A 24,753-nucleotide genomic window follows, 5' to 3' on the forward strand; every position below is an offset into this window, starting at 1 on the left:
CTTCTACGGGTGCGGGCCTTCTACAGGTAGGGGCCCGCGTTACCCGCGGGTCCTCCCTCCTGCTGCTGCAGGGACATGCCACCGGGCAGAGCCCTGCGCATGTTCTCCAGCTGGGCGCGAGCCGCCATCTGCTGGGCGAACAAGGTGGTCTGTATGCCGTGGAAAAGCCCCTCGAGCCAGCCGACCAACTGCGCGTGGGCGACCCGGAGCTCGGCCTCGCTGGGCGGGGTGCCGTTGACGTCCTCGGTGAACGGCAGTGAGAGCCGTTCCAGCTCCTCGACCAACTCGGGCGCCAGACCGTCTTCGAGCTCCTTGATGGAACTCTCGTGGATCTCCTTGAGCCGCTTGCGGCTGGCCTCGTCCAGAGGAGCCGCCCGGACCTCCTCAAGGAGCTGACGGATCATGCTGCCGATGCGCATCACCTTGGCGGGCTGCTCGACGAGGTCGGCGATGGACCTGCTCTCGCCCTCCTCCTCGCCCTTGGAGCCCTGGGGACCCACGACCACGATGTGCGGAGTGCTCTCCTCAGCGTTCATAACCTCAACTTACTAGCAGGATTTTCCCGACGTGTTCTCCAGACTCCAGGATGCGGTGAGCCTCGGCCGCCTCCCTCATCGGCACCCGGGCATGCACCACCGGCCGGATCGCCCCGGCGTCGAGCAGGGGCCAGACGTTGTCGACGACCCCGCGCACGATGACCCCCTTCTCGTCGACGGGCCGGGAGCGCAGCGTGGTGCCGTACACCGAGGCCCGCTTCGCGAGCAGGGCTCCCAGGTTCAGCTCGCCCTTCGCGCCGCCCTGCAGGCCGATCACGACCAGCCGCCCCCCTGTCTTGAGAACCTTGATGTTTCCCGGAAGATACCTGCCGCCCATGATGTCGAGGACCACGTCGGCCTTGACCTTCTCCGAGAAGTCCTCCCGCCGGTAGTCGATCCCCTCGTCGGCTCCCAGCTCCAGGCAGCGCTCGATCTTCTCGGGGGACCCGGCGGTGACGACCACGCGCGAGCCGAACGCCTTCGCCAGCTGTATGGCCATCGTGCCGATCCCGCTGGCACCGCCGTGCACGAGGAGGGTCTCGCCCTTCCGCAGGCGTCCGGTCATGAAGACGTTGGACCAGACCGTGCAGGCCACCTCGGGCAGCCCGGCGGCCTCGACCAGGTCGACGCCCTCCGGCACCCGCATGACCTGCTGCCAGGGCACGGCGACCTTCTCCGCGTACCCACCTCCGCTGAGCAGCGCGCACACCCGGTCACCCGGTGCGAACCCCTCCACGTCCTGGCCCACCGCCCCGACCACGCCGGAGCACTCCATGCCCGGGTACGGTGAGGCGCCGGGGGGCGGATCGTAGAAGCCCTGACGCTGGAGCGCGTCGGCCCTGTTGACCGCGGAGGCGGTCACGTCGATGATGACTTCGCCACGTTCGGGTAGCGGGTCGGGAACCTCCCGCCACGTCAGAACTTCCGGTCCGCCTGGTTTATCGATCACGATGGCGCGCATGTGAGAAAAGGTATCCGCTGAGCCCCAACTTGGTGGTTGCACGCGTTGACATGAACACAGGGCGTTAACCTGCTATGTGTTTGCTGCCCTTTTATGCCCATCCCGAGGGGGAACACGGTGGCAAGACACGATCGTGAGGAATCTCTCGAGGAACAGCTCGCGTGGCTGGATGCCATCAAGGAGCAGGAGGAGGAGGCGCCCGCCCTGGCGGTGAAGGCCACCGCGGTGGACGACGCCGTCGTCTCGCCGTACCCGAAGGATCCCTGGAGTCTGGTCCCGACCGAGCCCGACACGACGTCCTCGCCGCTGTTCCGTGCGGCTGTCGACTCGGCCCACCCGGACACCGATCCGCCGGTGGAGGACGCCGACGCGGCCGAGTGGATGGAGGCCTCCGACACGGTGACGTCGTTCACCGTGCCCGCCCCGGCGTCCGGCAAGCAGGACAACGACGGTTTTCTCGAGCCGCTCAAGCCCCTGCCGCGCCAGGAGCCGGCCGACACCGGCGAGTACGGCGCCGGCGACTTCACCGAGCCGCACATCCGCACCCCGTTCGCGGCGCCCGCCCAGGAGCCGTCCCGAGGGCTGTTCGAGCAACCCCAGCGTCCGGCGGAGCCGACCGCTCCCGCTCCGGCGGAGCCCTCCGACCTGGAGCCGCTCAGGCCGTCCTCCTCGGACACCGAGCGGTTCACCTTCGGCAGTAAGGAGTTCGGCGGCGCCGACTCCGACCGCTTCTCCTTCGGAAGCGGTGACACGCGCCCCGCCTCGGGGGACAAGGACTTCTCCTCGACCAGCGGAGATCTCTCCACCGGAAGCACCGACTCCGACCGGTCCCCGTCCGGCGCCTCCGGCACCACGGGATCCGGCACGTCCGGTGCATCCGATACATCTGGTTCGTCCGGCGCGTCAGGCCCTTCCGGTACGTCTGGTTCGTCCGACGACGGCGACCGATTCTCGTCAGGGGCCGCAGAGGCCGACCGCTTCCCCTCCACCGGCGCCGACCGCGACCGTACGAGCTTCGAGCCCTTCGGATCCTTCGACTCCACGGTGACGTCGGCGGCGAAGGAGTCGCCGTCGCCCAGGCAGGCGTCCGAGCGTTTCGAACCCGCTCCGGATCGCTTCGCCCCTGTTCCCGCGCCCGTTTCTCCGCCCGGTTCCGAGCCCGAGTCGGAGTCGGAGTCGTTCCAGGCATCCGAATCCTTCGGCACCGACAGGCCGGAAGCGGCCGCGTCGCCGGAGCGCCCCTCCACGGCGGGTGCCTTCGGTTCGAAGCCCACCTCGGGCGCCTTCGGTGACGCTCCCGGCTCCTCTGGAGCCTTCAGCTCGTTCGGCTCCTTCGACACGGAGCGTTCCAGCTCACCGTCGTCTTCTTCCTCCGGGTTCGCCGCCTTCTCCGGCCCCACGGCCTTCTCGCCGGGCCGGGACGCGCCCCCCGCCCCCGAACGGGAGACCCCTTCACCCCAGAAGCGCGGTCGGGACACGGCGGAACGGGAGAATCCTTTCGCATCCAACCGGGACACGGCGGAACGGGAGAGCCCTTTCGCACCCGGTCGGGACGCGGCGGAACCGGTTCGGGAGCCGTACCAGGCACGCCGCCGCCAGACCGCCCCGGCACCCGCCTTCGGCGCACCGGCCAGGCAGCAGTCTCCGGGCACGGCTCCCCGGCCGTCCGCCGACAGCCTGGATCCGGAGTCGCTGCTGAGGGGCCGCCGCAACGCGCCCGCCGGCGGCTGGCGGAAGCTCGTCTACAAGGCGTCGGCAGGGTTGATCAAGCCGGGCGAGTCCCCGGAGGTCCGCCGCCGCAGAGAGCTGGTCGGTCGCGCACGCACCCCGGTGGCCACCGGCCACCACCGTGTCGCCGTACTCAGCCTCAAGGGCGGTGTCGGCAAAACCACCACCACGGTCGGCCTCGGCGCCACCCTGGCCCAGGTACGCGGTGACCGGGTCATCGCGGTCGACGCCAACCCCGACCGCGGCACCCTGTCGGACAAGGTCGAACTCGAAACCTCCGCGACCGTCCGCGACCTGCTGAACGAGCGTCAGCAGATCAAGAGGTACGTCGACATACGGGCCTTCACCTCCCAGGCCCCGTCGCGCCTGGAGATCCTCGCCTCAGACCGGGACCCGTCGGTCTCCGAGGCCTTCAGCGCGGCCGACTACCAGTCGGTCTCCCAGGTCCTGGAGAACTTCTACTCGATCTGCATCACCGACTGCGGCACCGGCCTGCTCCACTCGGCCATGTCCGGCGTGCTCGGACTGGCCGACCAGCTCGTCCTGGTCAGCTCCCCCTCCGTGGACGGCGCCCGCGCCGCCTCGGCGACCCTCGACTGGCTGGAGGCCCACCACTACGAGGAGCTCGTACGCTCCGCGACCGTGGTGCTGTGCAGCGTCCGCCCGCGCTCGAAGTCGACCGTCGACCTCGATCGCCTGGAAGCCCACTTCGCGGCCCGCTGCCGCGCCGTCGTCCGCGTCCCCTACGACCCGCACCTCGAGGAGGGCGCGGAGATCGACCTGGAAAGACTCCAGGCCGGCACCCGCGAGTCCTACCTCCGCCTGGCCGCCTCGGTCGGCGACGGTTTCGCCGGCCCTCAGCCCTGATCCACACACGATCCTCAGCCCTGACCCACACACCGGCGGGCGCCGCGACTCCAGATCGGAGCCACGGCGCCTGCCGGGTCCGGGCACGCTCGGGCCAATGAGAGACTAGGGTGCAATCTGACACGTTCTTCGGACGTGTCACCAGGAGAGCTCGCCTAGTGGACGATGGCGGCGGTCTTGAAAACCGCTAGGCCGGGTGACCGGTCTCGTGGGTTCGAATCCCACGCTCTCCGCTCAGCTCGGAAAACGGCGTCTGACCAGGGACTTCCCTCGGAGCAGGCGCCGTTGATCGTTACCTGGCGCCCGAGCCCACTACGACCGGCGCAAACACCGTGGCGACCGCCACGCCACCGCCCTGCGCAACCTCTACAACCGCTTCCTCGGTTGCCTGTTTCACTGCCTGACCACCCGCCAGAGCTACCAAGAACACACCGCATTCCCCACTCCCCAGCAGCCCGCAGCGGCCCAGGCCTGAGCCACACCACCTGATCGCCGTTACCGCTGGGGGCTTCGCAGCCCCCAGACCCCCGCGCGCCGGAGCAACCACCGACGCGCACCTCGCCGTGCCCACAACCCGCCGATCGCGTCGGCGGTCACTCCGGACCGACTTGACGCACCCCGCCCATCGGATGTCTCAGCACCGGCTCAACGGAACGCGTGACTGGGCCGTCATACTGACGTTGCGACCCCTCGCAGGGGCGATTAACCACCGGATTTCCCGTCAGAACGGTTCCGGACTCGACACGCTCAGGACGGTCGCTATCAGCACTGAGTCAGGTCGAGCTGCACACCTCGCTCACGGCAACACTTACCGATCGTGCCAGACAGCACCTCGCTTCTGCCATAGCCGAGGAAGGCATTAGTGCATCAGCCGAAGCCGCCGCTCCCGTCTACCCAAGCTTTCATGCTTCAGCCGTTAGCTATGGATACCAGAATCTCTATCGCCCCCGTCTGCGCACCGCATCTCGCCAATACTCCCCCTTAGCATCGCGATGCTGGTGACTTAAGATCGGCTTTGGAGCCCCCAACCATACATGGAGCGAATGGAACTCGACAGGCTCCAGCGTGGCGCTGGCCTCGTCGCGCCCCCGAGCATATGCCCTGATTCGATAGTCACCAGCACCTCGAAAATTTATCAATGGAAAGTGGTCGGCGCCACCACCATATAACGTCTCAAGGAAAAAATTTTCGTCGGCATGAAAACTAAAGTCAACAATTTCATCCCACAAGCCAACCTGGATAGGCGGCTCGGAAGAATGAAATTCTAGACGTAGATTGATTTCCCCATCATCCAATCCTGTGATAATTCTCACCGAACCTGTATAGATATCTACCAAACCATTCCCGCCTGCGGTATGCATGCTTTCGATGTTGATGGAGTGAGTAATCAGATACTGGTTCTTGTAAGCCAGGATTTCGCCTTCGAATATCTGCGGTTCGGCCTCGCGGTTAAGTGACATCATTGCTCCTTGTCTGATTCAAATGACTCTACGTGGTACACCACTGTGACCGCCCGTCCTCCTTCAGGCGGTCACAGTGGTGTCGGGTGGTCGCTAAGAAACGTTACTGAGGAAGAGTGAATCCGAGCTATCAGTTAAGCTGCTGTCCACACCCGCATTCCCGGTGTAGTTGCGCTGCTCGTTGAATGCCCAGTCAGCGATTGGAGCGCCACTATACTCCATGTGCTTGAACGAGTTCCCCGAACTTCCGAAGCGGAACACCCTGCCGGGATCATCATAGTAGTCGACGTATGTACCTTCGATGCTGCCCAATTGCTTCTTGAGGGTGTTATTGTAGAAGACATTGTTTGGCCCAGAAGATCCTGACCATTTAACGGCCTTCAGTCCCGCTGCCCACCAGATCGGGAACCAGTCGGAACTATCTGGTGCGCTATTACCCTCGTCCCCGCAGTTGCTCTTGCAACTTCCAGGGCGGTGAGAATATGACGTGGAGACCTGATTCAACTCGAAGAGATTGTTACGCTCCCAGCCTCCATGAAGATTGAGATCGGAGTCGAAACTGTTTCCGATCGCGACATTTCCAGACGCCGACCATTGGAATGTGAAATGGCGCAGGTATCGTGTTGTGTTGCCCGCATACAGGGAATCCCAGACCCGGGATCCCCGGAAGTATCCGTTCCCGCCTTTACCCTTGTTCCAGGACCCTTCCAGGTAGTTATTGACGACCGTGAGATTCTTGGCCTCTTCGGTCACGATCGGATGAGAGCCGACCATTTCGGCGTGCACGTTGCGCACAAAGCTATTCACGGCCCACTTGAAAACGATGCCATGCATCGCCGCCTCTGGGGCCATATTTCCGTAGTTACTGATGGCGTCGTCTGAGTCCATATTCGCATCTTGTGCGAAATATAGATTCTCGAATCCAACGCCTAAGACGGGGTCAACCAGAGGTGATGCCTTGGAATCGTATGCCGCATCGTAGCCGGTAATCATCTCGGAGCCGTCTGATATTGACGTGACCGGAACGTCGTACTCCAGAGGTTTATCTATCGTGACCCACTTGTCACTGCTGGACCTGCCGACACCAGTAATCTCGAAAATCTGCTGCCGCATATGCAGATTTTGTAATTCCCACTCGGTGGGAACAGCCTTCATGGTCCGATAGAAGTTCATGGTGTTTGCAGCACGAATGTTGATATAGCCGCCGACTTGAATTGTGTTCATGATGGCGCTACTGGTGTTATTGGCGATGAAGACTTTTGTTTCGCCCTCACGCGCAGCGAAACCAGCGTCCCCTGGCTTGTCACGAAGCTTTGCGCCAGCCTTCCAGTGGACGTTTACAGTCCCCTCGAACAAGTCTTTTCTATTACTAGGTGCAGCCAGATGCTGGACGAGGTAAGAGGAGTGGACTCCTCGCGACTGAACGCGGAACAGCCCTCGTCCGGGCCAAATCCAGCCTCCCTTGGCATCAGCGAAAATCATTGCGTCTTGGTCCCAGCGCGAACCGTCATCCGCAACCGCGTCATACAACGTGTTCTCATCCGGCGAATAGATGAGCCGAGTGCCGTTTTCCGGATCATTGCCGGCACCAGTAATCACCAGGTAGTCGGCGTCAGCGTATATCTGATGTGTTATTTCTAGCTCGCCCGCCGGCAGCCGGATTCGACTAAGACTTGTATAATTTGCTGTTGGTGAGCAATCGCTCTTGATTGCGTCAATGGCGGCCTGAAGACCGTTTGTGTCGTCGTTGTCGTCGTCAGGAACCACGCCGTAGTTGCTGGCTAGCTCTGCTTCGGTTATTTCGCAAGAAGGTGATGTATTGAAGTCACCTGCGGAAGGCAAACTCGCAGCACCTTCGCGATATCCAGCTCTTGACCAGTCATAAAGACCTGACACGGGGGTGCGGCGGTTCCCTGCTGACAGATCCAAACTCAATAACGCTGGTCCCGGAGGGATGGTGCTCGATGGCTCGTTCGGATCCGGAGTCACACACCAGGCTTCAGTCGTACACGGGATGACGTGTACATAGAATTTGTCGCCGTCAATTACCCGTTGTGGCGTGTAGAAAGCTGTAAATAGATAGGTTCCCCCGTTTGAGTTATGCTGCTCGTCGATCATTCGGCGGCTGAATCCAATCCCAGAGGTTCCGCCCTCCCGAGTCGACGCCATAGGATATTCATCACAGGTTTTTCCTGCGGTAGCGTTATTTCTCTTCCACGTCCTTGTACAGGCTGCCGCACGGTTCTTCTCGCCGAGACCGGTATTGCCGCGGGTGAGCGGCACCCCATCATCCTTATTCGGAAACCCCGGCGCACCCGGGAGGGGGCCACCGCCTGTTCGACCTGGAGTCCCTTGGCCGTTCTGCGCGTCCTGAATGTGTTGAGCTAGTTCGGGGAATCCATTTGGCGCATTGGGGTTGAAGCTGTATTCCATAACTGGGCGGAATGAGTCAAAGACACAGCCCTTGGTGTTGTTATTGCCTGGTAGCGCGTTGTCGCAACGGATTACCCGGGTCGCGAGAGCCTTAGGTTCACCCTTCCAGTCTAGTGGACTGGCGCTATGGAGTTCGAAAGTGCCATACGGGTACTCGTACAAGATCATGTTCGGTTCGGCGGGCGTAAACTCGAATGTCCACGCGCCAACTGCTGGTGGCCCTCCGGGAAGTAGCTCTTGCTGATCGAATCCCCCGCTGACGACTGCACAGCCGTCGCTGCTCGCGCAGTCTGCCTCGCTGGTGATGGTGAGTCCCGGCCAAACGGCCACCGGCCCGTGAATTACGGTTATAACCGTCTGAGTCCCCGGATCTTCTGGGTTCAGCCACGCTCTGTGCGAGTAGACATATTTCCCTGGAGCCGCGATATTATCCACGGTGATCTCAAGTTCGTGGAAAGTGTTTACTTGGCCGATTTTCCGCGGAACAGGTAGCGGCCCTTGCGGATAGATGATCTCTACGACATCCGTCGTTTCTTCTACTTGCCTACACGAGTAGGTACGCGTCTCGTACCAACCTACGGTTCCGCACTCCGTTGCATTGTTCAGCGTCGAGTGCCCTTCCGCATCCCGGTAAGCGGAGCGCGCAGGGACCTTAACTGAAGAATCCCAGCCAGGGCGGGAACAGGTGAGAATGGTTCCTGCCGGCGGCTTCTCTTTAGCGATCTTCTTTTCGAGACCCTTGCAGGTATCCTGGCTGGGCTTGATTCGAGCGTCTCGGCTGAGTAGCGGTTTGTTTGCGAGACTCAGTTCTTTGGTGTCGACGACCGGCGTAGGCGTAGGCGCGGGACTTGCAGTGGCAAAGGCCTGTGGTATGGCATTGACGAATGTGAGTGCCATGATTAAGGCACTGAGGACGGCCAGGCTTCTCTTTCTCATTGCACCTTCCTTGATACGGCCCGGGAATGGGTCAGCAAGAAACATGTGCGCTTCGAAGTCCGAGAGGGCATGGTTGTCTTGTCTGCGGTACACGATTCACAGACGGTAGTCGGGAGGAGTATCGAAGGATGATGTAGCGACAGACGTCATACATGGCGGTTAGAACGCAGGCCAAAGAGAGGTCTTCGCGTCAGGTAGGGGACGGGGACCTTGCAATGTCGAGGATTCGAGTTTCTCGAAAATTTGTGCGTGCCCGTCTCGGATGATCAAACGATATGCCTGAAGATTATTTCCGACAATATGACTTTAATCACATTACTGAGCGATCAGGATGGTTTACTTTCTACGCAACTCGGGCCGCAGGATATCTCCATTACGGAAGACCGGATCTCCGTGACTTGAAATCTTGTGGCTAACGCCACGGCTGCACAGCCGGAGGTCATGAAGGTTCACGGCGCTCGCCTTTCCTCAACCGATCGAATACGCCGAGACGACACCTGCCGGAAATTCCATCCGTGCAGCTCAAGCTGTAGGTGACCGCTCATGGAGGACTCCACCGCACCGGTCTTGCCGGCGGCGCTCGGCGCTGGTCGCAACGCGCATAAGGTCGTCACGAGGTCTTCACTCCCGGTAGGTCCTCATGGCCCCTGCGAGGGGTCGCAACTGCCACTCGCATAGGCAGCCATGACTAGGTTGACCAGTCCTCATCCACTAGCTAGATGATCACTCAATGTTCAGACACCTTTCCTCTATGCAGCCCAGAAGATAGGCGAACGGTTCAAGTTCCCCACCGACTCGCCCACCTATAAAAAGCAGCGGCGCAGCAGGATCAGACCGACCGTCCGTGGCACCTTCGCCGCTCGATTGTCCCGGTCAGCCCCGGCGAGTCAAGGGCGCCTTTGGCGTCGCTTCGCGATCAGCTTCGCTGACCCTTGACACGCCGGCTCTGCCCTGGGGGCGGCAGCTATGAGGAGGACGGGGGTAGTGCAGGGGGCGCGACCTACGTGCCGACGTTCGGACCGCATTCGCTGTTCCAGAAAAGATCGTCGGCGTGCCCGTTGCGTGCCCATCAGACGGGGAATCACGGGGAATCGAGGTGGCGCAGAGGAAACGCGATCACGCCTCTGAGCTGCGTCTTCGCAGATCAACCGTGATCGGCATGGCTATTTGCAAGCAGGATGTCAGGAGTTCGAATCTCTCGCATCCGCAGCGTTCTACGTTGATCAGCGGCTCATGGATGCAGGGGCGGTCATCTTCCGTGAATGCCGGACGGCGACGCCTCGACTGATCAAGATCACCGCGCCGACGAGCAGGGTCACCACTCCTGACAGCTCGGCGAACGCTGCCATGACGTATTCGCCGTCCGGATCGCCGACTCCGGAAGGCCAGCTGTTGAGCCATCGTGACGTGGCCATTGCCTGTGACAAGACCAGAGCTCCGAACGCGATGGTGATCCCTCCCAGGACGAAGCCCGGGGGCACCGGCCGGGTCCGCTTGCTGAAGAAGCCGACCCAAAAGACTCCGACCACCAGTGAGGTCGGGACCATGAGAAACCAGCCGATCTCCAGGTTCATGATCGCATCCAAGCGCAGATGCTCGAATCCCTCGCCCCGTGGGGAGTGCAGGAGCGGGATCATCACGGTCCCGCTGAGGAGCCCGATGGCGAAGAAGCGGAAGAACCACATGATCGACATGGTCTCGGACGGCCTGGGGAGCAGGTCAAGAGTTGGGGAGGAAAAAGCTTCCGTTGGTGGGGAAGGAATGATCCGCGGCACCAGCCATGGTGATCGGAGACCAGGAGCCCGTGGGATATGCGCGGGATGATCTTCCGTGGCCGAGATCCGAGAAGAGCCTCATGGCCTGGCCAGAGGCCCTGTCATTGCTCGGAAGGTAGCCCTCTTGAAAACCGCTAGGCCGGGTGACCGGTCTCGTGGGTTCGAATCCCACGCTCTCCGCTCAGCTCGGAAAACGGCGTCTGACCAGGGACTTCCCTCGGATCGGGCGCCGTTGATCGTTTCCGGGGTACTCAGCCGTATGCCGCTCTGAGCGGCCACATGTCGCTGGTCGTGGGATATCTGTGGGATGGAACCGGCCACGTTTGCCCAGCTCATCAAGACAAAAAAGAGGGCCCCGGATGACCGAGACCCTCTCACCGTAACCGGTGGACTCACGCCGCCAGCGCGTCCTCAATCCGCTGGTTGGCGATCTCCGTGCCGCCGTCGATGCACTTTGCGTAGACCTTGAGCAGTACGTCCACCCTGTGCCCTGCCCGCTCTGCCACGTCGGGGGCCGCCACCCCGGCGTTGAGCCAGAGGGACACCGCAGCGTGGCGCAGGTCGTACGGCCGGGCCGCCAGGGGTGAGGCCTGCTGTTCGGGAGTCAGGGCGAAGGCCCGCGCAGCCTTCCACACCTCGCAGTAGGTCCCGATGGAGATCACGCCCCCGCGCGAGGTACGGAAGAGCCGCCCGTCCTCGTGGACGCCGAACTCTGCGATAAGGGACGCCTACGGGAAACGTGAGGCACCGTATCCATGGCGAGGGCGGTGAGGCTGCGGCGCGCGAGGTCGTCACCTCACGAGAAGCTCATCTCCGCCAGACCTTTCTCCACTGTCACGTCAGGCGAGTAGCCCAGTTCCCTCCGCGCGGCGGTGATGTCGTAGGAACGGTCACGGCCGGTGAAGCTCACCAGCCAGTTCGTCAGCGGGGGCGCCGTCTTGCGGCGAAGCAGGCGCGCTGTGCGGTCCATCATCGCGGCCATGGGCGCCGCCATCGCCAGAGGGACGCTGCGGCTCTTGGACAGATCCACGCCGCGGGTCGCCAGCAAGGGGGTGAGGAAGTCTCGAATAGGCATCGGCGTGCCGTCCGTCGCGTAGTACACCCCACGGTGGCGGCCCCGTGTGAGCGCGAGGATCGCGGCAGCGGCCAGGTTTTCGACGTGCACGAAGTCGACGATGTGCTTACCGTGATCGATCCAGGCGAACCGCCCCGCCTCGGCGACCTTGACCATTTCGTTGATCGTCGTCATTCCGCGACCCCAGATGAACGGCGGGCGGAGCACGACCAGCTCGGTGTTCTCGCTGTTGGCTTTCAACAGCGCGCGCTCGGTGGCCAGCTTGACCCGGCTGTAGGCGATGTTCGGCCGGCCTTCCGGCGTCGACTCGTCGACGACGGGACGACGTTGACTGCCCGTGGAGACGGACGCGGCGCTGATGAGCACGAAGCGTCGCACCCCGCTCGCGACGCTCGCGGCGTGCAGGGCGACGGTCGGCACGTGATTGGCCTGTTCGAAGAGCGAGTCGGGCCCCCAGAACTCCATGTGAGCCGCGACGTGCACGACCGCGTCAACCTCGCGCAGCTTGGCGAGCCAGATCGGCGCCGGGGAACCGGCCCGGCCGAGCTCGGCGAGATCGCCGGGAACGGCATCGGCCCCGGCCGCACGTACCCGCTGAATGCTCGAGCCCGATCTGGCGAGCGCCATGACCTCATGTCCTTCGGCGACGAGGCGGCGGACGAGAGCGCCGCCGACGAAACCGCTGCCACCAGTGACAAAGACCTTCATGATTGCACTCCTTGTGATTGAGTACGCACTTCTCGTGCACGCCCGGTTGTCGGTGCTGCTCGGCGCGATCCCGGCCGCCTTCCAGATTCATAGCCATCAAATAGTTTGATGTCGATGTATCGATGTCTATGTAACCTCCCGTACGATGGGGGCGTCAAGTGGAGGTGGGCGATGCCGCAGGCGAGGAAGAGCGTGACCGCAGCACAGGTCGCCGACGAGTTCAGTCGTACGGCGAAGGTGCTCGTACGTCACTTCAACGAGCGTCTGGGCGAGCATGGGGTGTCGACACCGAGGTCGCGCCTGGTGGTGGAGGTGGCACGTTCGCAGCCGGTTCGGCTCACCGAGCTCGCTCTCGCGGTCGGTATCGCCCAGGGAACCGCCTCCACCCTGGTCGACGCGCTCGTCCGTGACGGATTGCTCGAACGCCAGGCCAGCGCGGACGACCGCCGGTCCGTACTCCTTCGAGTGACGGCGCAAGGGGCCGCACTGGCCCAGGACTGGACGGCCGGCTATGAACTGGCGGCGGAAGAGCTGTTCAGGCCACTCACCCCCGAGCAGCTGTCGACGCTGGTCGACATATTGCGGACCCTCAGCGCCGACGAGGCGTCGCCCGCCGGCGGCTGAAGAAGACATCGCCGACGCGTGGATAACGGAACGCCCAGTGGCGATAGCGATCCGACGCGGGCAGGGTTACCCCATTCACCGTTTTGATGTTGATGGGCGGTGGACCGATACACGAGGGTGCCGACGCCGCATCCCGCACACTTTCCTTTCATCCGTCCCATTCGGTTGCAACCAGTCCTTAAGTGCCGCCGTCCATGATCCGATCATGGGGAAGACGACGCGGGAGCGCCGTAACAGACGGCAGCGATGGGAAGCGGCCCGAGCGCGCGAGGGGGCGCGGGCTCAGCGGCGACGGGAGGCTGCCCGAGCACACGCGAAGGCGCAGGAGCAGCATCTCAACACGAACGGCTCTTCCTCGACGGCTCGGAGGACCGGCGAGATCGGCGCGAACCTGTTCGTTGGGCTGGGGATGCTCATGCTGCTCTTCGCGCTGGTGGGATTTCCGGTCCTCATCATCGACTCCACCGTGCCCGACGTGCGGACGGCGCTCGGCATGGAAGGCGAACCCGGGACCGCGACCGTCCTATCCTGCAGTGAGTATCGGAGGGCACGCCGCGCCGCCACCCAATACGACTGCAAGGCCCGGTTCGTGTTCGAGGACCCGGCCAGAGCACCGATTGTCATCCAGACCGTGGCGGACACAAAGGCAGGCGAGACATTTCCGGCCGCGATCAGCACGGAGGGAGACCATGCCATCCCTACCGGCACCCGAGGCGTATGGAGAGTCATGCCGGTGATGAGTGTCGTCCTGGTCATCCCGGCCATACTGCTGTTCTCCATCGGCATCCTGGCGGAATCCAGGGCGATGAAGATCGGCGCGGGCGTACTGGTAGCTGTCATGGCCGCGGCCATGACCGGAGGATTCGCACTCGGCCGGTGAAGCGCCGGTCAGGCCGGCGCGGTCCGACCCAAGGCCGGTGCGTCATGTGTAGGTCGCCGTCGGATTCGTAAGCACCGGCGGCCATCGACGAGCCAGGCACATGTCGGTCTCGCTCCACCCCTGCACGACAAGGACATCCTCCTCGGCGGCCAAGAGGTTCTCGGAGACGTCCAGTCGTAACCTGTACCTGCGAGCCATGCCAAGCAGTGAGGCGGCGGACGACGGAGGAAACCGGCACACTTCGCAGGTCCCACTTGGTGCGTTGTAAGCCACATATACGATCATGGAATGAAGCTGGTCTTCTTGCCCTTATGGTGTCGTCGCGCTGCCGTCGCTCACCAGGGAACGGGGGAGGGCGAGCTGGCGGCGACGCCCATCCTGGACTGGGAGCATCCCCGGATATTGAGGTTGGCGAGCGAAGCCCGGTGTGAGAACAGCGGGACGGACCGAGGCCTTCTGGTCACGGCTCACCGGCTTATCGCCGCACGGGTGCGTCCGGTGTATGCCATGAACGACACGCAGCCGGTCTCCAGGACGCTTCTCTTGGAACGCGGATCATGCAGCCAGCGGCTGGCGATCCTGGAAGCGGTGGGGCGGGCCGGCGGGATCGCCAGCCGAGTCAGAGGACTGCTGGTGGACGGGCGTTTCTGGCATCCACGATTTCCCTGGCTGCGGGCGTTGATTCCGCATCAGACGGTGCTCGCCTGGCCGGAGTTCCTGCTCGGCGACGAGTGGGTCGCCGTCTCCGAACTCTACGGTGATCTGAGTGCCTTGCAGAAAGGAGGCGGGTTCACCAATACCGGTGCTGAGACGCTCTTCGACGCGGTGGCCCGTACCGCCGTGGACTGGGACGGCGTGACCTGCTCGTCGTGCGATCTGTCCGGCCACGTCCTGACCGATCTTGGGTACTTCAGCTCCCGTGATGCCCTGTTTCGGACGCATGGTCAGACGTTGTGCTTGCCGGTTCGTGTCATCGCGGACCCCATCATGAGTCGTCGAGCGGCTTGAACCCTGTCTCTCTGCCAGAGGCTGCCGACCTCCTGCGGGGACGGAGAGCTATACGGGATAACCTTCAGATCTGTCTCGTTGGCGCACACCGGTGTCTATGATTTCGTGATGAAATATTACGTGTCGTTCGCTCTTTTTTTAGCTGTGATCCTGCCGCTGCTCAGCGGGTGCGGCCTTGTCGACAGCATGGCGGGAAAGAAGAAGTATGACGTCACAAGTGAAGCCATGGAACCTACGATCAAAGCGGGCAGTAATATAACGGTGACCCATATCGGGGAGCGATACGTTCCGGAGCTCGGCGACATCATCCTTTTCGAGACCCCCGAGATGTGGGATGAGAATGGGATACGCGTCTCGCGAGTCATTGGGGTTCCAGGGGTTGCTGTGGAGTGTTGCGATGGCCAAGGGCAGATGACCTTGAACGGAGACCCCTTGGAGGAGCCCTACATCAAGGAGCCTCCCGCTTCGCGCCTTGCCTTCGGCCCTGTGGTCGTTCCCGAAGGGCATGTTTGGGTGCAAGGAGATAACCGGCACGTTTCTCTCGATTCGCGCAGCCAGTTTCTTGACCCGAATAAACAGAAGGAGGACGCCATGGTTCCGGTGTCCAGCGTCATCGCGATCGTGGACCTTGCCGCCGTTGAGTGAGGGGGACGGGGATAGAGGGCAGTTGACTTGCGCGGATCTGGACAGCCGGAATTTGGGGATCGGCAGGGAAATGGTTCCGAATGATCCCGGGAATCTCTAGAATTATTCGGACATATGCGTCATCTGCGCCTCGGTCTCCCTTTTCTTCGCCGCCCCTTTCTGCTTCCGCCTTCGAGTGCGTCGGGGCGAGGCACTGGTCAGGCGGTAAGGCAGGTCATACGCTCCGATCGTGGCGAACATCGGCTATTTCGAGGCTTGGCAGATGTGGCTGGACGGCAAGTCCACCTTGGGAAACGACATGTTCGGCTTGCCGATGATCTGGTGGGGCAGGACTGGGAAAATCGCGGCCTTCGTCAGCGGCATGACCATCCTGCTCGACATCGCCGGTCCCAAGCGTCTCACGTCGTTCGCAGATCGGCTACACGCCCTAGTCCAGGCTCTCTGGAGCCGCGCGTTAATCTATTCGTTTTCGGTCGCCTCGTTTGTCATGGCCTTCGGCTGGGTCGCCATATGGGACATTGTATGGAACATTGACATTCCTGCACCGGCCGGTGTCCCCGGCTTGGATGTGCTCGTCGGCCTTCTCAGGGTCGTCGCCATCGTCACGCTGTGCTTTCTGCTGCCCCTGGCTATAGCTGGAACCGTACTTGTCATCGACAAGGTGTGCGCGAAGCTGCCCATGATCTTCACGCATCCTCGCGCGGTTCACATCCGTATCATGGCGGCCGCACTACTGATCGTCGGCTTTCATTTCGATCTGCTCGCCTCATAGCTCGTTCCCAATAGCTTCCCCTGCGACCGGGCTGCCAGGGGTGCTATACGCCGATGTCGGGTGAGGTGAAGTAGGCGGCGCTTTCGGCGTCCGTCGGGTAGTACGACTCGATCGCGACCTCGTCCAGGGTGATGTCCATCGGAGTGCCGAACGTGGTGGTCGTCGAGAACAGTCGCAGCTCCCGCCCGCCGAATTTGAAGATCATTGGGATGGCGATCTCGGACTCGACCGGCTGGCTCGCGTCCTCCGGGTGGGGGGCGAGGAGGTCCTCGTAGAGTGCGGTGAGCTCGGGGTCGGGAGCCGTGGCGAGCTGTCGTGTGATCCGGATACGCAGTAGCGCACGCACCTGCGCCAGGTTGACGATGTGCGGAGCGAGGCCGCGCGGATCCAATCCCAGCCGCACCATGTTGATCGGCGGGGCCAGCAGGTCGGGGGCGACGTCGGCGAGGAACGGGGCGATGGCGCGATTGCTCATCACGATGTTCCACCGGCGGTCGACGGCCAGCGCCGGATACGGCTCATGCGCGCGCAGCACCCGTTCGATCGCGCTCCAGGCCGCCGCCAGCGCTCGCTGATCGAGCGGTCGCTCGGTATAGCGGGGTGCGAAACCGGCGGCCAGCAGCAGCCGGTTGCGCTCACGTAACGGCACGTCGAGCTGCTCGGCCAGCCGCAGGATCATCTCGGTGCTCGGGTGGGACTTGCCGGTCTCCACCAGGCTGACGTGACGAGCCGACACGTCGGCGGCGATCGCGAGGTCCAGCTGGCTGAGTCGCCGACGATGCCGCCACTGCCGCAGCAGTTCACCCACCGTGTACATGGACGTCGATGCTACTCATCGAACAGCCGGACGCCATGAAATGGGATTTCATCGACAATCTTCCCGGAAGGTGGAAACACTGCTGCCCATGACCACGCAGAACATGGCCCACGACAACAAGAGCATCGTCCAGCAGGCGCTGACGGCACTGGTCGCGACCGGCGACGTCGACGCGCTCGCGCCGTTGCTGAGTGACGACTTCCTGCACCACCGGCCGGACGCGACCTCCCGGACGAAGCCGGAATGGCTGGCCGCCGTGGGCGCCGCGCTCGTCCCGCTCGCCGGTATGCAGGTCGAGATCCAGCACGTGCTGGCCGACGGCGAACACGTCGTGATGCATTCGCGGCGCCGGCTGCCCGGTGCCGGGCCGGAGATCACGGTCGTCGACATCTGGCGGCTCGACGACGGTCTGATCGCCGAGGCATGGGAAATCATCGAGCCGACCTCCCACGCGGACGCCAACCTGAAGTGGTGGGAGATTCGCTGATCGCCGACCGTACGGCATGCCGGTCGACTGCCCGCGCCGCGACGATGTCGCGTTCGGGCTGAGCGGGGTGGGTCGCACAACTCCGCGTCACGCCAGGATCGAGGGGGCGGCGCGCCCTACGCGGCCCGGGCCTCGAAGGGGCGCGCCGTACGCGGCCGAGGGCTCCGGGAGCGTCGGAAGACGAGCTTGCGGGATGAACGGCAGGTCAGCTCTTCTCCGCCAGGCGCCGCCGAGCGGCCTCCCATCGTCGCATCCCATCCTCTTCTTCGGAGTCCTCCTCGTACCAGCCGGTTCCCGAGACCCAGGTCTCAAGCCAGTCGGACAGGCTCTCGGAGTCGACGTACCATGCGTCGTGCCAGTCGTCTTCGATTCCGTTCGGCTCGAAGAGCAGTATCGTGCCCGCAGGGGTCCGGCAGTCCATCGCGGCGTACATGCCGCAGCCCCAGTCCAGGATCGGCAGGACCTCCGCCGGCCAGTACGCCTTCTCGCCAAGCCCTGAGGCCGCCCGTTCCTCGTGGTAGACGCTCACGGCGGTGCGGCCCTCTCCCAGGAGCGGGAAGAGCTGGTATTCGGGGCCGAAGCCGCCGTCGGCCACCTTCCGGTAGAGCCGTGCGAACAGCGGAGGAAGCCCGAAACCCAGGATGCTCTCCGCCCGCGCGACCTCTTCCTCCGTCGCGGTGGGAGGCAGTCGCTCTTCGTCCACGCTCGCCTTCGTGAACACGCGCCGGAGGAGGTCGTCGATGTCTGTCACGGCGACGATCCTGCCATCCGCCCACGACAGATCCCCCTGATCGAGAGCCGTCCCGAGTCGCGTCTCCGGCGCGTGAGACGAAGCATGGGAGAAGGTTGAAGCCGGCCTGCCTACGGTGCCTCTTCGACGGTGGGCACCCGATTGCCCCGTCCGTGAGGCATCAGCAGGAAGACCTTGGGGGACAGCCGGTCCATGTCCCCGCCTCTGCCGAACACCAGGCCGGCGGCGAAGTCGACGAACTGTTTCGCCTCGTCGTCCGTGAGCCCGTTGAGGTCCATCACCACGGGCATGCCCGTACGGAAGAAGTGTCCGACGTAGATCGCCTCGTTGTAGTTCTGGGGACGTAGTGTTTTGACCACCGGACAAGTCTCCACCGTCCGTCACACCCGTCAAGGTGTCTTCTGCTTGGAACCCACGAATATGTCGCGTACCCGGGAGTGATCGCGTGACCGAGTCCGGCAGGCTTCTGTACGTCATCGTGTGCGCGGCGGGCGCCGCCCGGGACGTCGGCCGTCTCGTCGCCCTCGCCCTGGACGAGGGCTGGGTCGTCCAGGTCGTCGCGACCCCGTCCGCACTGGACTTCATCGACGTCCCCGCCCTGGAACGGCAGACCGGACGTCCCGTCCGCAGCCGGTATCGAAGGCCGGACGAGCCCAAGCCGCCCAGGGCCGACGCGATCATCGTCGCCCCCGCCACCTACAACACCGTCAACAAGTTCGCCCAGGGCATCGCCGACACCTACGCCCTCGGCCTCCTCGCCGAGGCATCCGGCCTCGGCATCCCCGTGGTCGTCCTCCCCTTCGTCAACGACGCTCTCGCCACACGCGCGCCGTTCCGCCGGAGCGTCGAGAGCCTCAGGGCCGAAGGCGTCCGCGTCCTGCCCAGCCCTTCCGGACCCGACCCGGCCGACACCGGAGACGAATGGGCCCTCGCTCTCCAGGAGATCTCGGGGAAACAGGCTTACCCTCGGCCGAACAGGCAGTAGGCGGCCGTCGCGTCGTCGTGGGTTTTCGTCCGGGGCCAGCGGGAGCCGTCGGAATCGGTGTCCTCCGCCTCGCGGACTCTGCGGATCAGCTCGCCGGGTCCTGAGCGTTCGAGGATGTCGAGGGCCTCGCGCCAGGTGGTCAGCCCGAACAGGTCGACGAGCCGGGAGGCTCCGTCGCTGAGCAGGGCGGCCGCCCGGATCCGGTCGGCGGGGAGCGTGCCGGTGAGCGACCGCTCGGCGGTGAGCGGGTCGACGGCGGCGATCCAGAAACCGCCTTCGCGGTTGCGGTGGTCCCGCATGGTCTCCACGTACTCCCGGCGCGCGGTCACGTGCTCGGCGCTTCCGTGGGCGAGGCTGTCCATGGCCGACCGATGCGCCCTGCCGATCCGGTTCACCCGGTCGTCACAGACAACCGTCGGCTCCTGCTCGCCGACCACGTCCAGGAGGAGGACGGAGTCCGACAGGACGAGGAAGTCCAGGTTGCCCGCCATACGGCGGACCATGATCACTGTGGCGGACGGCGATCCGGGGTGGGTGAGGTCGCAGAGGAAGTGGTGGAGGGAGGCGACGGCTTTTATGCCGTTCGCGAGTATCTCCGTGAGCGTTCCCGTGTCCTGCGTCATGCCCGCGAGGAGGGTCGAGCCCAGGGAGCGTACGTACCAGCCGACGCCGTGAACGCATCCGGTCTCCGTCCCCGCGGGGGTGCCGGCGCCGTCGAGGAGGACGTAGGCGTCCGGGGTCGCCCCGAAGAAGTCCTCGTTGTCTTCGCTGTCCGTGCTGTCCAGGGTGTCCGTGATATCTGCGGCGTCCGTGGTTTTGTCGGCGTCCGCGTTCTGCCTGCCGGGTGCCGCTTCGGTGGCGAAGGTGATGCGCATCGGGTCGGAGCTCCTCGTGCTGGACGGGCGTGCGCGTTTCCCTCACGAGTTCCCCGGTTGGAACGGCGTACTCTCACTCAATCCGCGGGGGACGTCCGCGGCGTACTCTCGCGCGCACTCCGCGCGGGACGTCTTCCGCGGCTTACCGCCGTGGCACATCTTCAGGCCTCCAGGACGTCCCGTACGGCGATTCGTGGATCCGGGGCAGGGCGTCACCGGTCCTTCGAGGCAGGCGCACCGGGGTGCGGGGACGAGCGAGGCAGATGAGCCGGGCACGGAAAAACCAGGGCGCGGAGACGTCGGGGATGGGACACCGGAGCGCGGCGACCGGGATCCGGGCGCGGGACGGACCATCGGAGAGGGTGGATCCTCGGTGGGGATGGACCCTCAACGGGGGCGGATGTCAGTACGAGGGTTCGGAAATGGACTCGGCCCGGTAGACGTCCAGCGGTCCCTCCTCGTCCTCGTCCTCGCCCACCTTCCTCAGCAGCAGGGTCCTGCTGCCGATTTTCAGGGAACGTTCGCCGTTGATCTCCGTGGACGCGAACACCGTGACCGCGTGACCGTGCATATCGCGCACCTGGTCATATTCCGGTCCGTCAGGAATCTCCAATTTGATGCGCCTCATCTGGAATGTCACTCTTCCAGTGTGAAAGCCGCGGCCTAGAAAATCGATCGTGCGTATGACGATATTTGGCATCATTTTTGACTGAAAAGGTATGAATGTAAGGCCCCTTCCAAGGTTCGGGTCCGTACGGTCGGCGGTGGCCGCCATGCCGGCGCGCCGCTCGGCCACGTCACCCGGCCGGGGAGCGGGTCAGGGCAGGGGATCGATCTCGATGTTCTGGTCGTACTGGACGAGTTCCGCCCCGCGATCGGTGAGGATGGGCCACTTGGTGGCGCGGGCACACCAGACGACGTGTCCGGCCGTGATGTCGCGCGATCCGTCGAGGATCTCCGCGATGTCCCCGACCTTCCCGTGGGTGAAGTCGTCGATCTTCACGCCGGGTGTCGTGACGAGTTCGAACAGCTCCACCTGGGTCGAGATCGGGGAGATGGACAGGACGGCCGCGAGACTGGTCGCCGGGACGCATATCCCGCCGCCACGGAAGAGACACATGGCCGCGACGCTGCGCGAGTATTCGGTCTTCGCCACCGCGATGTCGACCAGTGCGCTCACGTCGAGCACTCGACCGGGAAGCATGGCTCAGTGCCTCCGGAAACGACGGATGCCGATCTGGCCCCACTCCGCCTCGGAGAGCTGGTCGACCCCGAGGGAGTCGGCCGCCGTGTCGAGGTCTTCGCGATGCAGGTTCCAGCGGCGCATCAGGGTGATCACGTGGGGTTTGTTACCGATCTCTCTCTGGAGGGCCGCGTGGATCACGTCGGCGACGCGGTTTCCGGTCAGTCGTGCCTTACGGGAAAGCGCCTCATAATCCGCTTTATCCAGCTCTATGGTGATAGCTGTATCAGAAACCGGTGCGCTGATTTCCTTTTGCCCTTCTCTGAGCTGAAGGTGCGCCAGCCACAGCGGAACCGAATCCGATTCTTGCCTGGCGCCATCGTGATCATTCGATGATGGTTTTTCCGATCCTGTGCCGTCTCGCCATGCCGGCATGGAGTGGGCCATGCGTTCGACAGTAGCTGCGAATTGTGGATTATGGCAGCACTTCTGCATCAAAGGTCATCACTGCTGAAACCCCGGCGGTTGAATGTCGGGATTCGTAGGAGCGGAAGGATCACCGGGGTTCGCGGGGGTGGAGGGATCGGCGGGATTCGTGGGAACGGAAGGATCACCGGGGCTCGTAGGAGCGGTGGGAGCGGTGGGATCGGTGGGGGCGGTCGCGCCGGGGCTGGGGGTGGTCGCGCCGCAGAGTCCCAGGGCCCGCCGCTGCGCGGCTATCTGGTCGACCGGAGCCTGGTAGGTGAGCCGCTCCTCGGGCGACGGTTCGTACCGCCACGCACTGCTCTCGAAGACGAAGCCGAACTCCGTCGTCTCGCCGAGCCTGGCCGCCTCGACCCTGGCGCTGTCTCCGGTGATCGTGACGGTGGAGATGGTGAGCGGGGAGTTCGTCACGGGCGGCGGGCAGATCTCGAACAGCCGCACATACTCCTCCCGCGCGATCAGCCCCTGCGCCTCGACGGTCCACAGGTCCCAGAAGTCGCCGTACAACCCGCTGCTGTAGGCGTCGAGTGCCGGCTGGACGGCCTGGCGGACCGAGACCTCCGAGTGCTCGCCGCCGCCCGTCGGGGATGTGCTCGGCGGTGACGAGGGCGGGTTGAGCACCGTGAGAACGGTGATGAGGGCCCCGATGGCCACCCCGACGGCCATGATGACTATCGCGGCCAGCCCGCGTCCTGTCTCGCCACGTGGCGGCTGGCCGTACTGCGGCGGGTAGCCCACGTGCGGTCTCCGGGGGGCTGGCAAGAGCGGATAAAAGTGATCATAACGCTCGCAGCTCTCGGCTGACCACGTCATCGGTCCGGTGATCGCGCTGGAGTCGACATTTAGGTAAACATCGACAAATCGCCCGAATCTAGGGCAAACCTACTGGGAAATTACCTACCATGCGAGACCATTTGCGCTTCTATCGGCATCGATGGTTCAAGGCGTGGATCGCCCTGATCGTTCTGTCCTTCTCGCTCATCACCATGATGCAGGTGGCCGGTAACCAGGCCGTCCTGCCCGCGGCCTTCTTCTACGGGGCGGCAGCCGGGCCCATCGCGCTCCTGCTCGCCGTCCACGACCGTATCCACATCGCCACCAGCGTGCCGGCCATGACGCTGGCGAGCATGTTCATGTTCGGCGGGGGCGTCGCGCTCCTGCTCGGCGGCTACTTCGACGCGCTTCTCATCTCCGAGAAGAACAGCACCTCGATCCTGCGGGTCGGCTGGATCGAGGAACCCGCGAAACTCGTCCCGCCCCTCGCGGTCGCGCTCACCGGCCGCCACCTCACCAAGGCCGCTGGTATCGCACTCGGCCTGGCGTGCGCGACCGGGTTCGCGATCATGGAGTCGATGGCCTACGCCTGGAAGAGCGTCGCCAACCACGACGGTGCCATGGGCGCGGGCACGGTCCTTCTCCTGCGCGGCCTCAGCACCCCCTTCAGCCACCTCGTCTGGACGGGCCTGGTCTGCGCGGTGGCCTTCGGCGTCTGGGAGGTCCGGGGGCGCGCCGTCGTCGCCCTGCCCATCGTCGTCGCCTTCGTCACGGCGGCCATGCTCCACTCGCTCAGCGACGGCCTGCTCATCCTGGACATCCCCCGGCCGGCGAGGCTGTTCTTCATCGCCACCGCCGTGACGAGCTACTGGCTGTTCCACCGGGCCACCCGAGATCTGAAACCGGTGCCGCCCCTGGAACCGGAACCGTCCCGCGCCTGATCCGCGGGATCGGAGTCCCGCGCTGATCCGCGGGGTCAGAGCTGTGCCAGCAGCCACCGAGGCCCGGTGACCTCGGCACCCAGTTCCGTGACCCGCTCGCGCAGTCCTCGGTCGGCGGTGACGACCAGGACGTGCTCCCACGGCCGCGCGTCCCGTACGGCCTGGACGACGGCGTCGTCCCCGCTCCCCGGCGCGGCGATCACCCGGACGCCGGGTACGGAGGCGACGCCGCGGGCGGCTCCCTCGACGATCGCGGTCAGCCTGGGAAACCAGCGTGCCAGCGTCGGCGTACGGCCGGGCACGGTCAACCGGCCGTCGCCGGCGCTCGCGCCGACCTCGGCGAGCAGTCTGGCCGCCGCCCCCGCGCGATCCCTCCACCAGCCGTGCTCGGCGCGGGCGCCCACGATGTTGGCGATGTCGAGAACGACGAGGGAGGGGGTGAGCGCGAGGCCGACGACCGGCCAGGTCGCGGCGAAGCCGGGGTGGAGCTCCCTCGCGGTGATCTCCTCGGTGGGGACCCAGCGCAGGTCGTCGCTCTCGGCGCTGGCGGGGACCACGCGCAGCAGCTCGGAGGCCTCGGCGATCACGGTCTCGAAGGACCAGCCGCCGTGGTCGTCGAGGTAGACGCCCTGGACCCGTAGATCGGTACCGTCCAGCGCGGCCTCCTCGAAGGCCTCGCGCAGCGCGGTCTCGATCGTGTCCTCGTGGCTGTCGCGGGCGCCGCCCGGCAGTCCCCAGGTGCCGCCGTGGTGGCTCCACGCGGCGCGCTTCTGCATCAGGACGCGGGGCCCGTCCGCGGGGTCGTGGTGGACGGCGAGCAGACCGGCCGCGCCGTACACTCCCCAGTGCCGGTGCCCGAGATCGCACCGGGCCCAACCGTCCCCATCCCTCGCCGTCATGACTTCATGATGTCCCAGGACATGCTTGAGGATTCTCCGCCCCCGGCCGATCAGGGAGATGCCGGGGATGGAGGGGACGACCGGCAGGTAAAAATCGTTCATGCTGCCATGTCATGATCCGGCATACTTGCCGTTTTGATCCTCGTTGAA

Annotated in this window: 25 protein-coding genes and 2 tRNA genes; 11 read left to right on the forward strand and 16 right to left on the reverse strand. The window is 64.4% G+C overall.

Annotated features, from left to right (window positions below):
* Window positions 1-20: 20 nt before the first annotated feature.
* Together ACFY3D_RS20225 and ACFY3D_RS20230 are read right to left on the reverse strand one after the other, a co-directional pair.
* Window positions 21-536 carry a bacterial proteasome activator family protein gene (locus ACFY3D_RS20225; RefSeq protein ID WP_350942052.1) on the reverse strand — a complete coding sequence of 172 codons (516 nt, stop codon included), beginning with the start codon at window positions 534-536 and terminating at the stop codon, window positions 21-23.
* 4 nt (window positions 537-540) lie between these two features.
* The gene (locus tag ACFY3D_RS20230; RefSeq protein ID WP_350942053.1) at window positions 541-1,497 is read right to left on the reverse strand and encodes an NAD(P)H-quinone oxidoreductase; all 957 of its coding nucleotides are present in this window, start codon (window positions 1,495-1,497) and stop codon (window positions 541-543) included.
* A gap of 117 nt (window positions 1,498-1,614) precedes the next feature.
* On the opposite strand from ACFY3D_RS20230, the gene ACFY3D_RS20235 reads away from it, so the two are divergent.
* Together ACFY3D_RS20235 and ACFY3D_RS20240 are read left to right on the forward strand one after the other, a co-directional pair.
* Entirely contained in the window at window positions 1,615-4,092 is a 2,478-nt protein-coding gene (locus ACFY3D_RS20235; protein ID WP_389981270.1) for an AAA family ATPase, read from the forward strand.
* Between the two features lie 144 nt (window positions 4,093-4,236).
* Window positions 4,237-4,325: transfer RNA gene (locus tag ACFY3D_RS20240), tRNA-Ser, on the forward strand.
* Between the two features lie 705 nt (window positions 4,326-5,030).
* Here the strand turns inward: ACFY3D_RS20240 and ACFY3D_RS20245 are convergent.
* The 3 genes from ACFY3D_RS20245 to ACFY3D_RS20255 form a co-directional block, all read right to left on the reverse strand.
* Window positions 5,031-5,555, reverse strand: coding sequence for a hypothetical protein (locus ACFY3D_RS20245; protein ID WP_389981272.1), 525 nt, complete (start codon window positions 5,553-5,555; stop codon window positions 5,031-5,033).
* A 90-nt stretch (window positions 5,556-5,645) separates the two neighbouring features.
* Window positions 5,646-8,921 carry a NucA/NucB deoxyribonuclease domain-containing protein gene (locus tag ACFY3D_RS20250; RefSeq protein WP_389981274.1) on the reverse strand — a complete coding sequence of 1,092 codons (3,276 nt, stop codon included), beginning with the start codon at window positions 8,919-8,921 and terminating at the stop codon, window positions 5,646-5,648.
* 1,223 nt (window positions 8,922-10,144) lie between these two features.
* Complete coding sequence (locus ACFY3D_RS20255) at window positions 10,145-10,696, reverse strand: hypothetical protein (protein WP_362902146.1); 552 nt, start codon at window positions 10,694-10,696, stop codon at window positions 10,145-10,147.
* Window positions 10,697-10,806: 110 nt separating this feature from the next.
* On the opposite strand from ACFY3D_RS20255, the gene ACFY3D_RS20260 reads away from it, so the two are divergent.
* Window positions 10,807-10,876, forward strand: a tRNA-OTHER gene (locus ACFY3D_RS20260).
* Window positions 10,877-11,088: 212 nt separating this feature from the next.
* On the opposite strand, the gene ACFY3D_RS20265 is transcribed toward ACFY3D_RS20260, so the two are convergent.
* Together ACFY3D_RS20265 and ACFY3D_RS20270 are read right to left on the reverse strand one after the other, a co-directional pair.
* The gene (locus ACFY3D_RS20265; protein WP_389981275.1) at window positions 11,089-11,358 is read right to left on the reverse strand and encodes a hypothetical protein; all 270 of its coding nucleotides are present in this window, start codon (window positions 11,356-11,358) and stop codon (window positions 11,089-11,091) included.
* A gap of 134 nt (window positions 11,359-11,492) precedes the next feature.
* The gene (locus tag ACFY3D_RS20270) at window positions 11,493-12,479 is read right to left on the reverse strand and encodes an NAD-dependent epimerase/dehydratase family protein (RefSeq protein WP_389981278.1); all 987 of its coding nucleotides are present in this window, start codon (window positions 12,477-12,479) and stop codon (window positions 11,493-11,495) included.
* A gap of 192 nt (window positions 12,480-12,671) precedes the next feature.
* Here ACFY3D_RS20270 and ACFY3D_RS20275 point away from each other — a divergent pair, with 192 nt between their 5' ends.
* The 5 genes from ACFY3D_RS20275 to ACFY3D_RS20295 all read left to right on the forward strand — a co-directional run bounded on the left by ACFY3D_RS20275 (window position 12,672) and on the right by ACFY3D_RS20295 (window position 16,408).
* A complete protein-coding gene (locus ACFY3D_RS20275; protein WP_389981280.1) occupies window positions 12,672-13,103 on the forward strand; it encodes a MarR family winged helix-turn-helix transcriptional regulator in 432 nt (143 codons plus the stop codon).
* A 205-nt stretch (window positions 13,104-13,308) separates the two neighbouring features.
* The gene (locus tag ACFY3D_RS20280; RefSeq protein WP_389981282.1) at window positions 13,309-13,983 is read left to right on the forward strand and encodes a hypothetical protein; all 675 of its coding nucleotides are present in this window, start codon (window positions 13,309-13,311) and stop codon (window positions 13,981-13,983) included.
* 288 nt (window positions 13,984-14,271) lie between these two features.
* The gene (locus tag ACFY3D_RS20285) at window positions 14,272-14,991 is read left to right on the forward strand and encodes a hypothetical protein (RefSeq protein ID WP_389981284.1); all 720 of its coding nucleotides are present in this window, start codon (window positions 14,272-14,274) and stop codon (window positions 14,989-14,991) included.
* A gap of 108 nt (window positions 14,992-15,099) precedes the next feature.
* Window positions 15,100-15,636, forward strand: coding sequence for a signal peptidase I (gene lepB / locus ACFY3D_RS20290; RefSeq protein ID WP_389981286.1), 537 nt, complete (start codon window positions 15,100-15,102; stop codon window positions 15,634-15,636).
* Between the two features lie 229 nt (window positions 15,637-15,865).
* Window positions 15,866-16,408: a hypothetical protein gene (locus ACFY3D_RS20295; protein ID WP_389981288.1), complete on the forward strand. Its 543-nt coding sequence runs from the start codon at window positions 15,866-15,868 to the stop codon at window positions 16,406-16,408.
* Between the two features lie 43 nt (window positions 16,409-16,451).
* Here ACFY3D_RS20295 and ACFY3D_RS20300 read toward each other — a convergent pair whose 3' ends face one another.
* A complete protein-coding gene (locus ACFY3D_RS20300) occupies window positions 16,452-17,225 on the reverse strand; it encodes a helix-turn-helix domain-containing protein (RefSeq protein ID WP_389981290.1) in 774 nt (257 codons plus the stop codon).
* A gap of 88 nt (window positions 17,226-17,313) precedes the next feature.
* Between ACFY3D_RS20300 and ACFY3D_RS20305 the strand changes: the two genes are divergently transcribed.
* Window positions 17,314-17,712: a nuclear transport factor 2 family protein gene (locus ACFY3D_RS20305; protein ID WP_389981292.1), complete on the forward strand. Its 399-nt coding sequence runs from the start codon at window positions 17,314-17,316 to the stop codon at window positions 17,710-17,712.
* 205 nt (window positions 17,713-17,917) lie between these two features.
* Here the strand turns inward: ACFY3D_RS20305 and ACFY3D_RS20310 are convergent, their stop codons facing one another.
* Together ACFY3D_RS20310 and ACFY3D_RS20315 are read right to left on the reverse strand one after the other, a co-directional pair.
* Window positions 17,918-18,463 carry an SMI1/KNR4 family protein gene (locus ACFY3D_RS20310; RefSeq protein WP_389981294.1) on the reverse strand — a complete coding sequence of 182 codons (546 nt, stop codon included), beginning with the start codon at window positions 18,461-18,463 and terminating at the stop codon, window positions 17,918-17,920.
* Window positions 18,464-18,573: 110 nt separating this feature from the next.
* Entirely contained in the window at window positions 18,574-18,822 is a 249-nt protein-coding gene (locus ACFY3D_RS20315) for a cell division protein SepF (protein WP_389981296.1), read from the reverse strand.
* An 86-nt stretch (window positions 18,823-18,908) separates the two neighbouring features.
* On the opposite strand from ACFY3D_RS20315, the gene ACFY3D_RS20320 reads away from it, so the two are divergent.
* Window positions 18,909-19,448 carry a flavoprotein gene (locus tag ACFY3D_RS20320; protein ID WP_389981298.1) on the forward strand — a complete coding sequence of 180 codons (540 nt, stop codon included), beginning with the start codon at window positions 18,909-18,911 and terminating at the stop codon, window positions 19,446-19,448.
* Here ACFY3D_RS20320 and ACFY3D_RS20325 read toward each other — a convergent pair.
* The 5 genes from ACFY3D_RS20325 to ACFY3D_RS20345 all read right to left on the reverse strand — a co-directional run bounded on the left by ACFY3D_RS20325 (window position 19,424) and on the right by ACFY3D_RS20345 (window position 22,727).
* Window positions 19,424-20,323 carry an integrase gene (locus ACFY3D_RS20325; protein WP_389981300.1) on the reverse strand — a complete coding sequence of 300 codons (900 nt, stop codon included), beginning with the start codon at window positions 20,321-20,323 and terminating at the stop codon, window positions 19,424-19,426. The genes ACFY3D_RS20320 and ACFY3D_RS20325 overlap by 25 nt on opposite strands.
* A 403-nt stretch (window positions 20,324-20,726) precedes the next feature.
* Window positions 20,727-20,903, reverse strand: a complete 177-nt coding sequence (locus tag ACFY3D_RS20330) for a hypothetical protein (RefSeq protein ID WP_389776207.1) — start codon at window positions 20,901-20,903, stop codon at window positions 20,727-20,729.
* 237 nt (window positions 20,904-21,140) lie between these two features.
* Entirely contained in the window at window positions 21,141-21,527 is a 387-nt protein-coding gene (locus ACFY3D_RS20335) for a hypothetical protein (RefSeq protein WP_350942077.1), read from the reverse strand.
* Between the two features lie 3 nt (window positions 21,528-21,530).
* A complete protein-coding gene (locus tag ACFY3D_RS20340) occupies window positions 21,531-21,953 on the reverse strand; it encodes a hypothetical protein (RefSeq protein ID WP_389981302.1) in 423 nt (140 codons plus the stop codon).
* Between the two features lie 57 nt (window positions 21,954-22,010).
* Window positions 22,011-22,727: a hypothetical protein gene (locus tag ACFY3D_RS20345; RefSeq protein ID WP_389981304.1), complete on the reverse strand. Its 717-nt coding sequence runs from the start codon at window positions 22,725-22,727 to the stop codon at window positions 22,011-22,013.
* Window positions 22,728-22,891: 164 nt separating this feature from the next.
* On the opposite strand from ACFY3D_RS20345, the gene ACFY3D_RS20350 reads away from it, so the two are divergent.
* Window positions 22,892-23,704: a PrsW family glutamic-type intramembrane protease gene (locus ACFY3D_RS20350; protein ID WP_350942082.1), complete on the forward strand. Its 813-nt coding sequence runs from the start codon at window positions 22,892-22,894 to the stop codon at window positions 23,702-23,704.
* 35 nt (window positions 23,705-23,739) lie between these two features.
* Here ACFY3D_RS20350 and ACFY3D_RS20355 read toward each other — a convergent pair whose 3' ends face one another.
* A complete protein-coding gene (locus tag ACFY3D_RS20355; protein WP_389981306.1) occupies window positions 23,740-24,705 on the reverse strand; it encodes an NUDIX domain-containing protein in 966 nt (321 codons plus the stop codon).
* Between the last annotated feature and the right edge of the window lie 48 nt (window positions 24,706-24,753).

The organism is Streptosporangium sp. NPDC000509, from assembly GCF_042898365.1.
Classification (GTDB): Bacteria; Actinomycetota; Actinomycetes; order Streptosporangiales; family Streptosporangiaceae; genus Streptosporangium.

What these genes read in the sequence shown, in the direction of transcription:
- ACFY3D_RS20270 (WP_389981278.1), bottom strand. Translation starts at nt 12,479, where the DNA reads ATGAAGGTCTTTGTCACTGGTGGCAGCGGTTTCGTCGGCGGCGCTCTC.
- ACFY3D_RS20350 (WP_350942082.1), top strand. Translation starts at nt 22,892, where the DNA reads ATGCGAGACCATTTGCGCTTCTATCGGCATCGATGGTTCAAGGCGTGG.
- ACFY3D_RS20230 (WP_350942053.1), bottom strand. Translation starts at nt 1,497, where the DNA reads ATGCGCGCCATCGTGATCGATAAACCAGGCGGACCGGAAGTTCTGACG.
- ACFY3D_RS20335 (WP_350942077.1), bottom strand. Translation starts at nt 21,527, where the DNA reads ATGCTTCCCGGTCGAGTGCTCGACGTGAGCGCACTGGTCGACATCGCG.
- ACFY3D_RS20225 (WP_350942052.1), bottom strand. Translation starts at nt 536, where the DNA reads ATGAACGCTGAGGAGAGCACTCCGCACATCGTGGTCGTGGGTCCCCAG.
- ACFY3D_RS20340 (WP_389981302.1), bottom strand. Translation starts at nt 21,953, where the DNA reads ATGGCCCACTCCATGCCGGCATGGCGAGACGGCACAGGATCGGAAAAA.
- ACFY3D_RS20280 (WP_389981282.1), top strand. Translation starts at nt 13,309, where the DNA reads ATGGGGAAGACGACGCGGGAGCGCCGTAACAGACGGCAGCGATGGGAA.
- ACFY3D_RS20300 (WP_389981290.1), bottom strand. Translation starts at nt 17,225, where the DNA reads ATGTACACGGTGGGTGAACTGCTGCGGCAGTGGCGGCATCGTCGGCGA.
- ACFY3D_RS20305 (WP_389981292.1), top strand. Translation starts at nt 17,314, where the DNA reads ATGACCACGCAGAACATGGCCCACGACAACAAGAGCATCGTCCAGCAG.
- lepB (WP_389981286.1), top strand. Translation starts at nt 15,100, where the DNA reads ATGAAATATTACGTGTCGTTCGCTCTTTTTTTAGCTGTGATCCTGCCG.
- ACFY3D_RS20250 (WP_389981274.1), bottom strand. Translation starts at nt 8,921, where the DNA reads ATGAGAAAGAGAAGCCTGGCCGTCCTCAGTGCCTTAATCATGGCACTC.
- ACFY3D_RS20325 (WP_389981300.1), bottom strand. Translation starts at nt 20,323, where the DNA reads ATGCGCATCACCTTCGCCACCGAAGCGGCACCCGGCAGGCAGAACGCG.
- ACFY3D_RS20245 (WP_389981272.1), bottom strand. Translation starts at nt 5,555, where the DNA reads ATGATGTCACTTAACCGCGAGGCCGAACCGCAGATATTCGAAGGCGAA.
- ACFY3D_RS20285 (WP_389981284.1), top strand. Translation starts at nt 14,272, where the DNA reads ATGAAGCTGGTCTTCTTGCCCTTATGGTGTCGTCGCGCTGCCGTCGCT.
- ACFY3D_RS20355 (WP_389981306.1), bottom strand. Translation starts at nt 24,705, where the DNA reads ATGAACGATTTTTACCTGCCGGTCGTCCCCTCCATCCCCGGCATCTCC.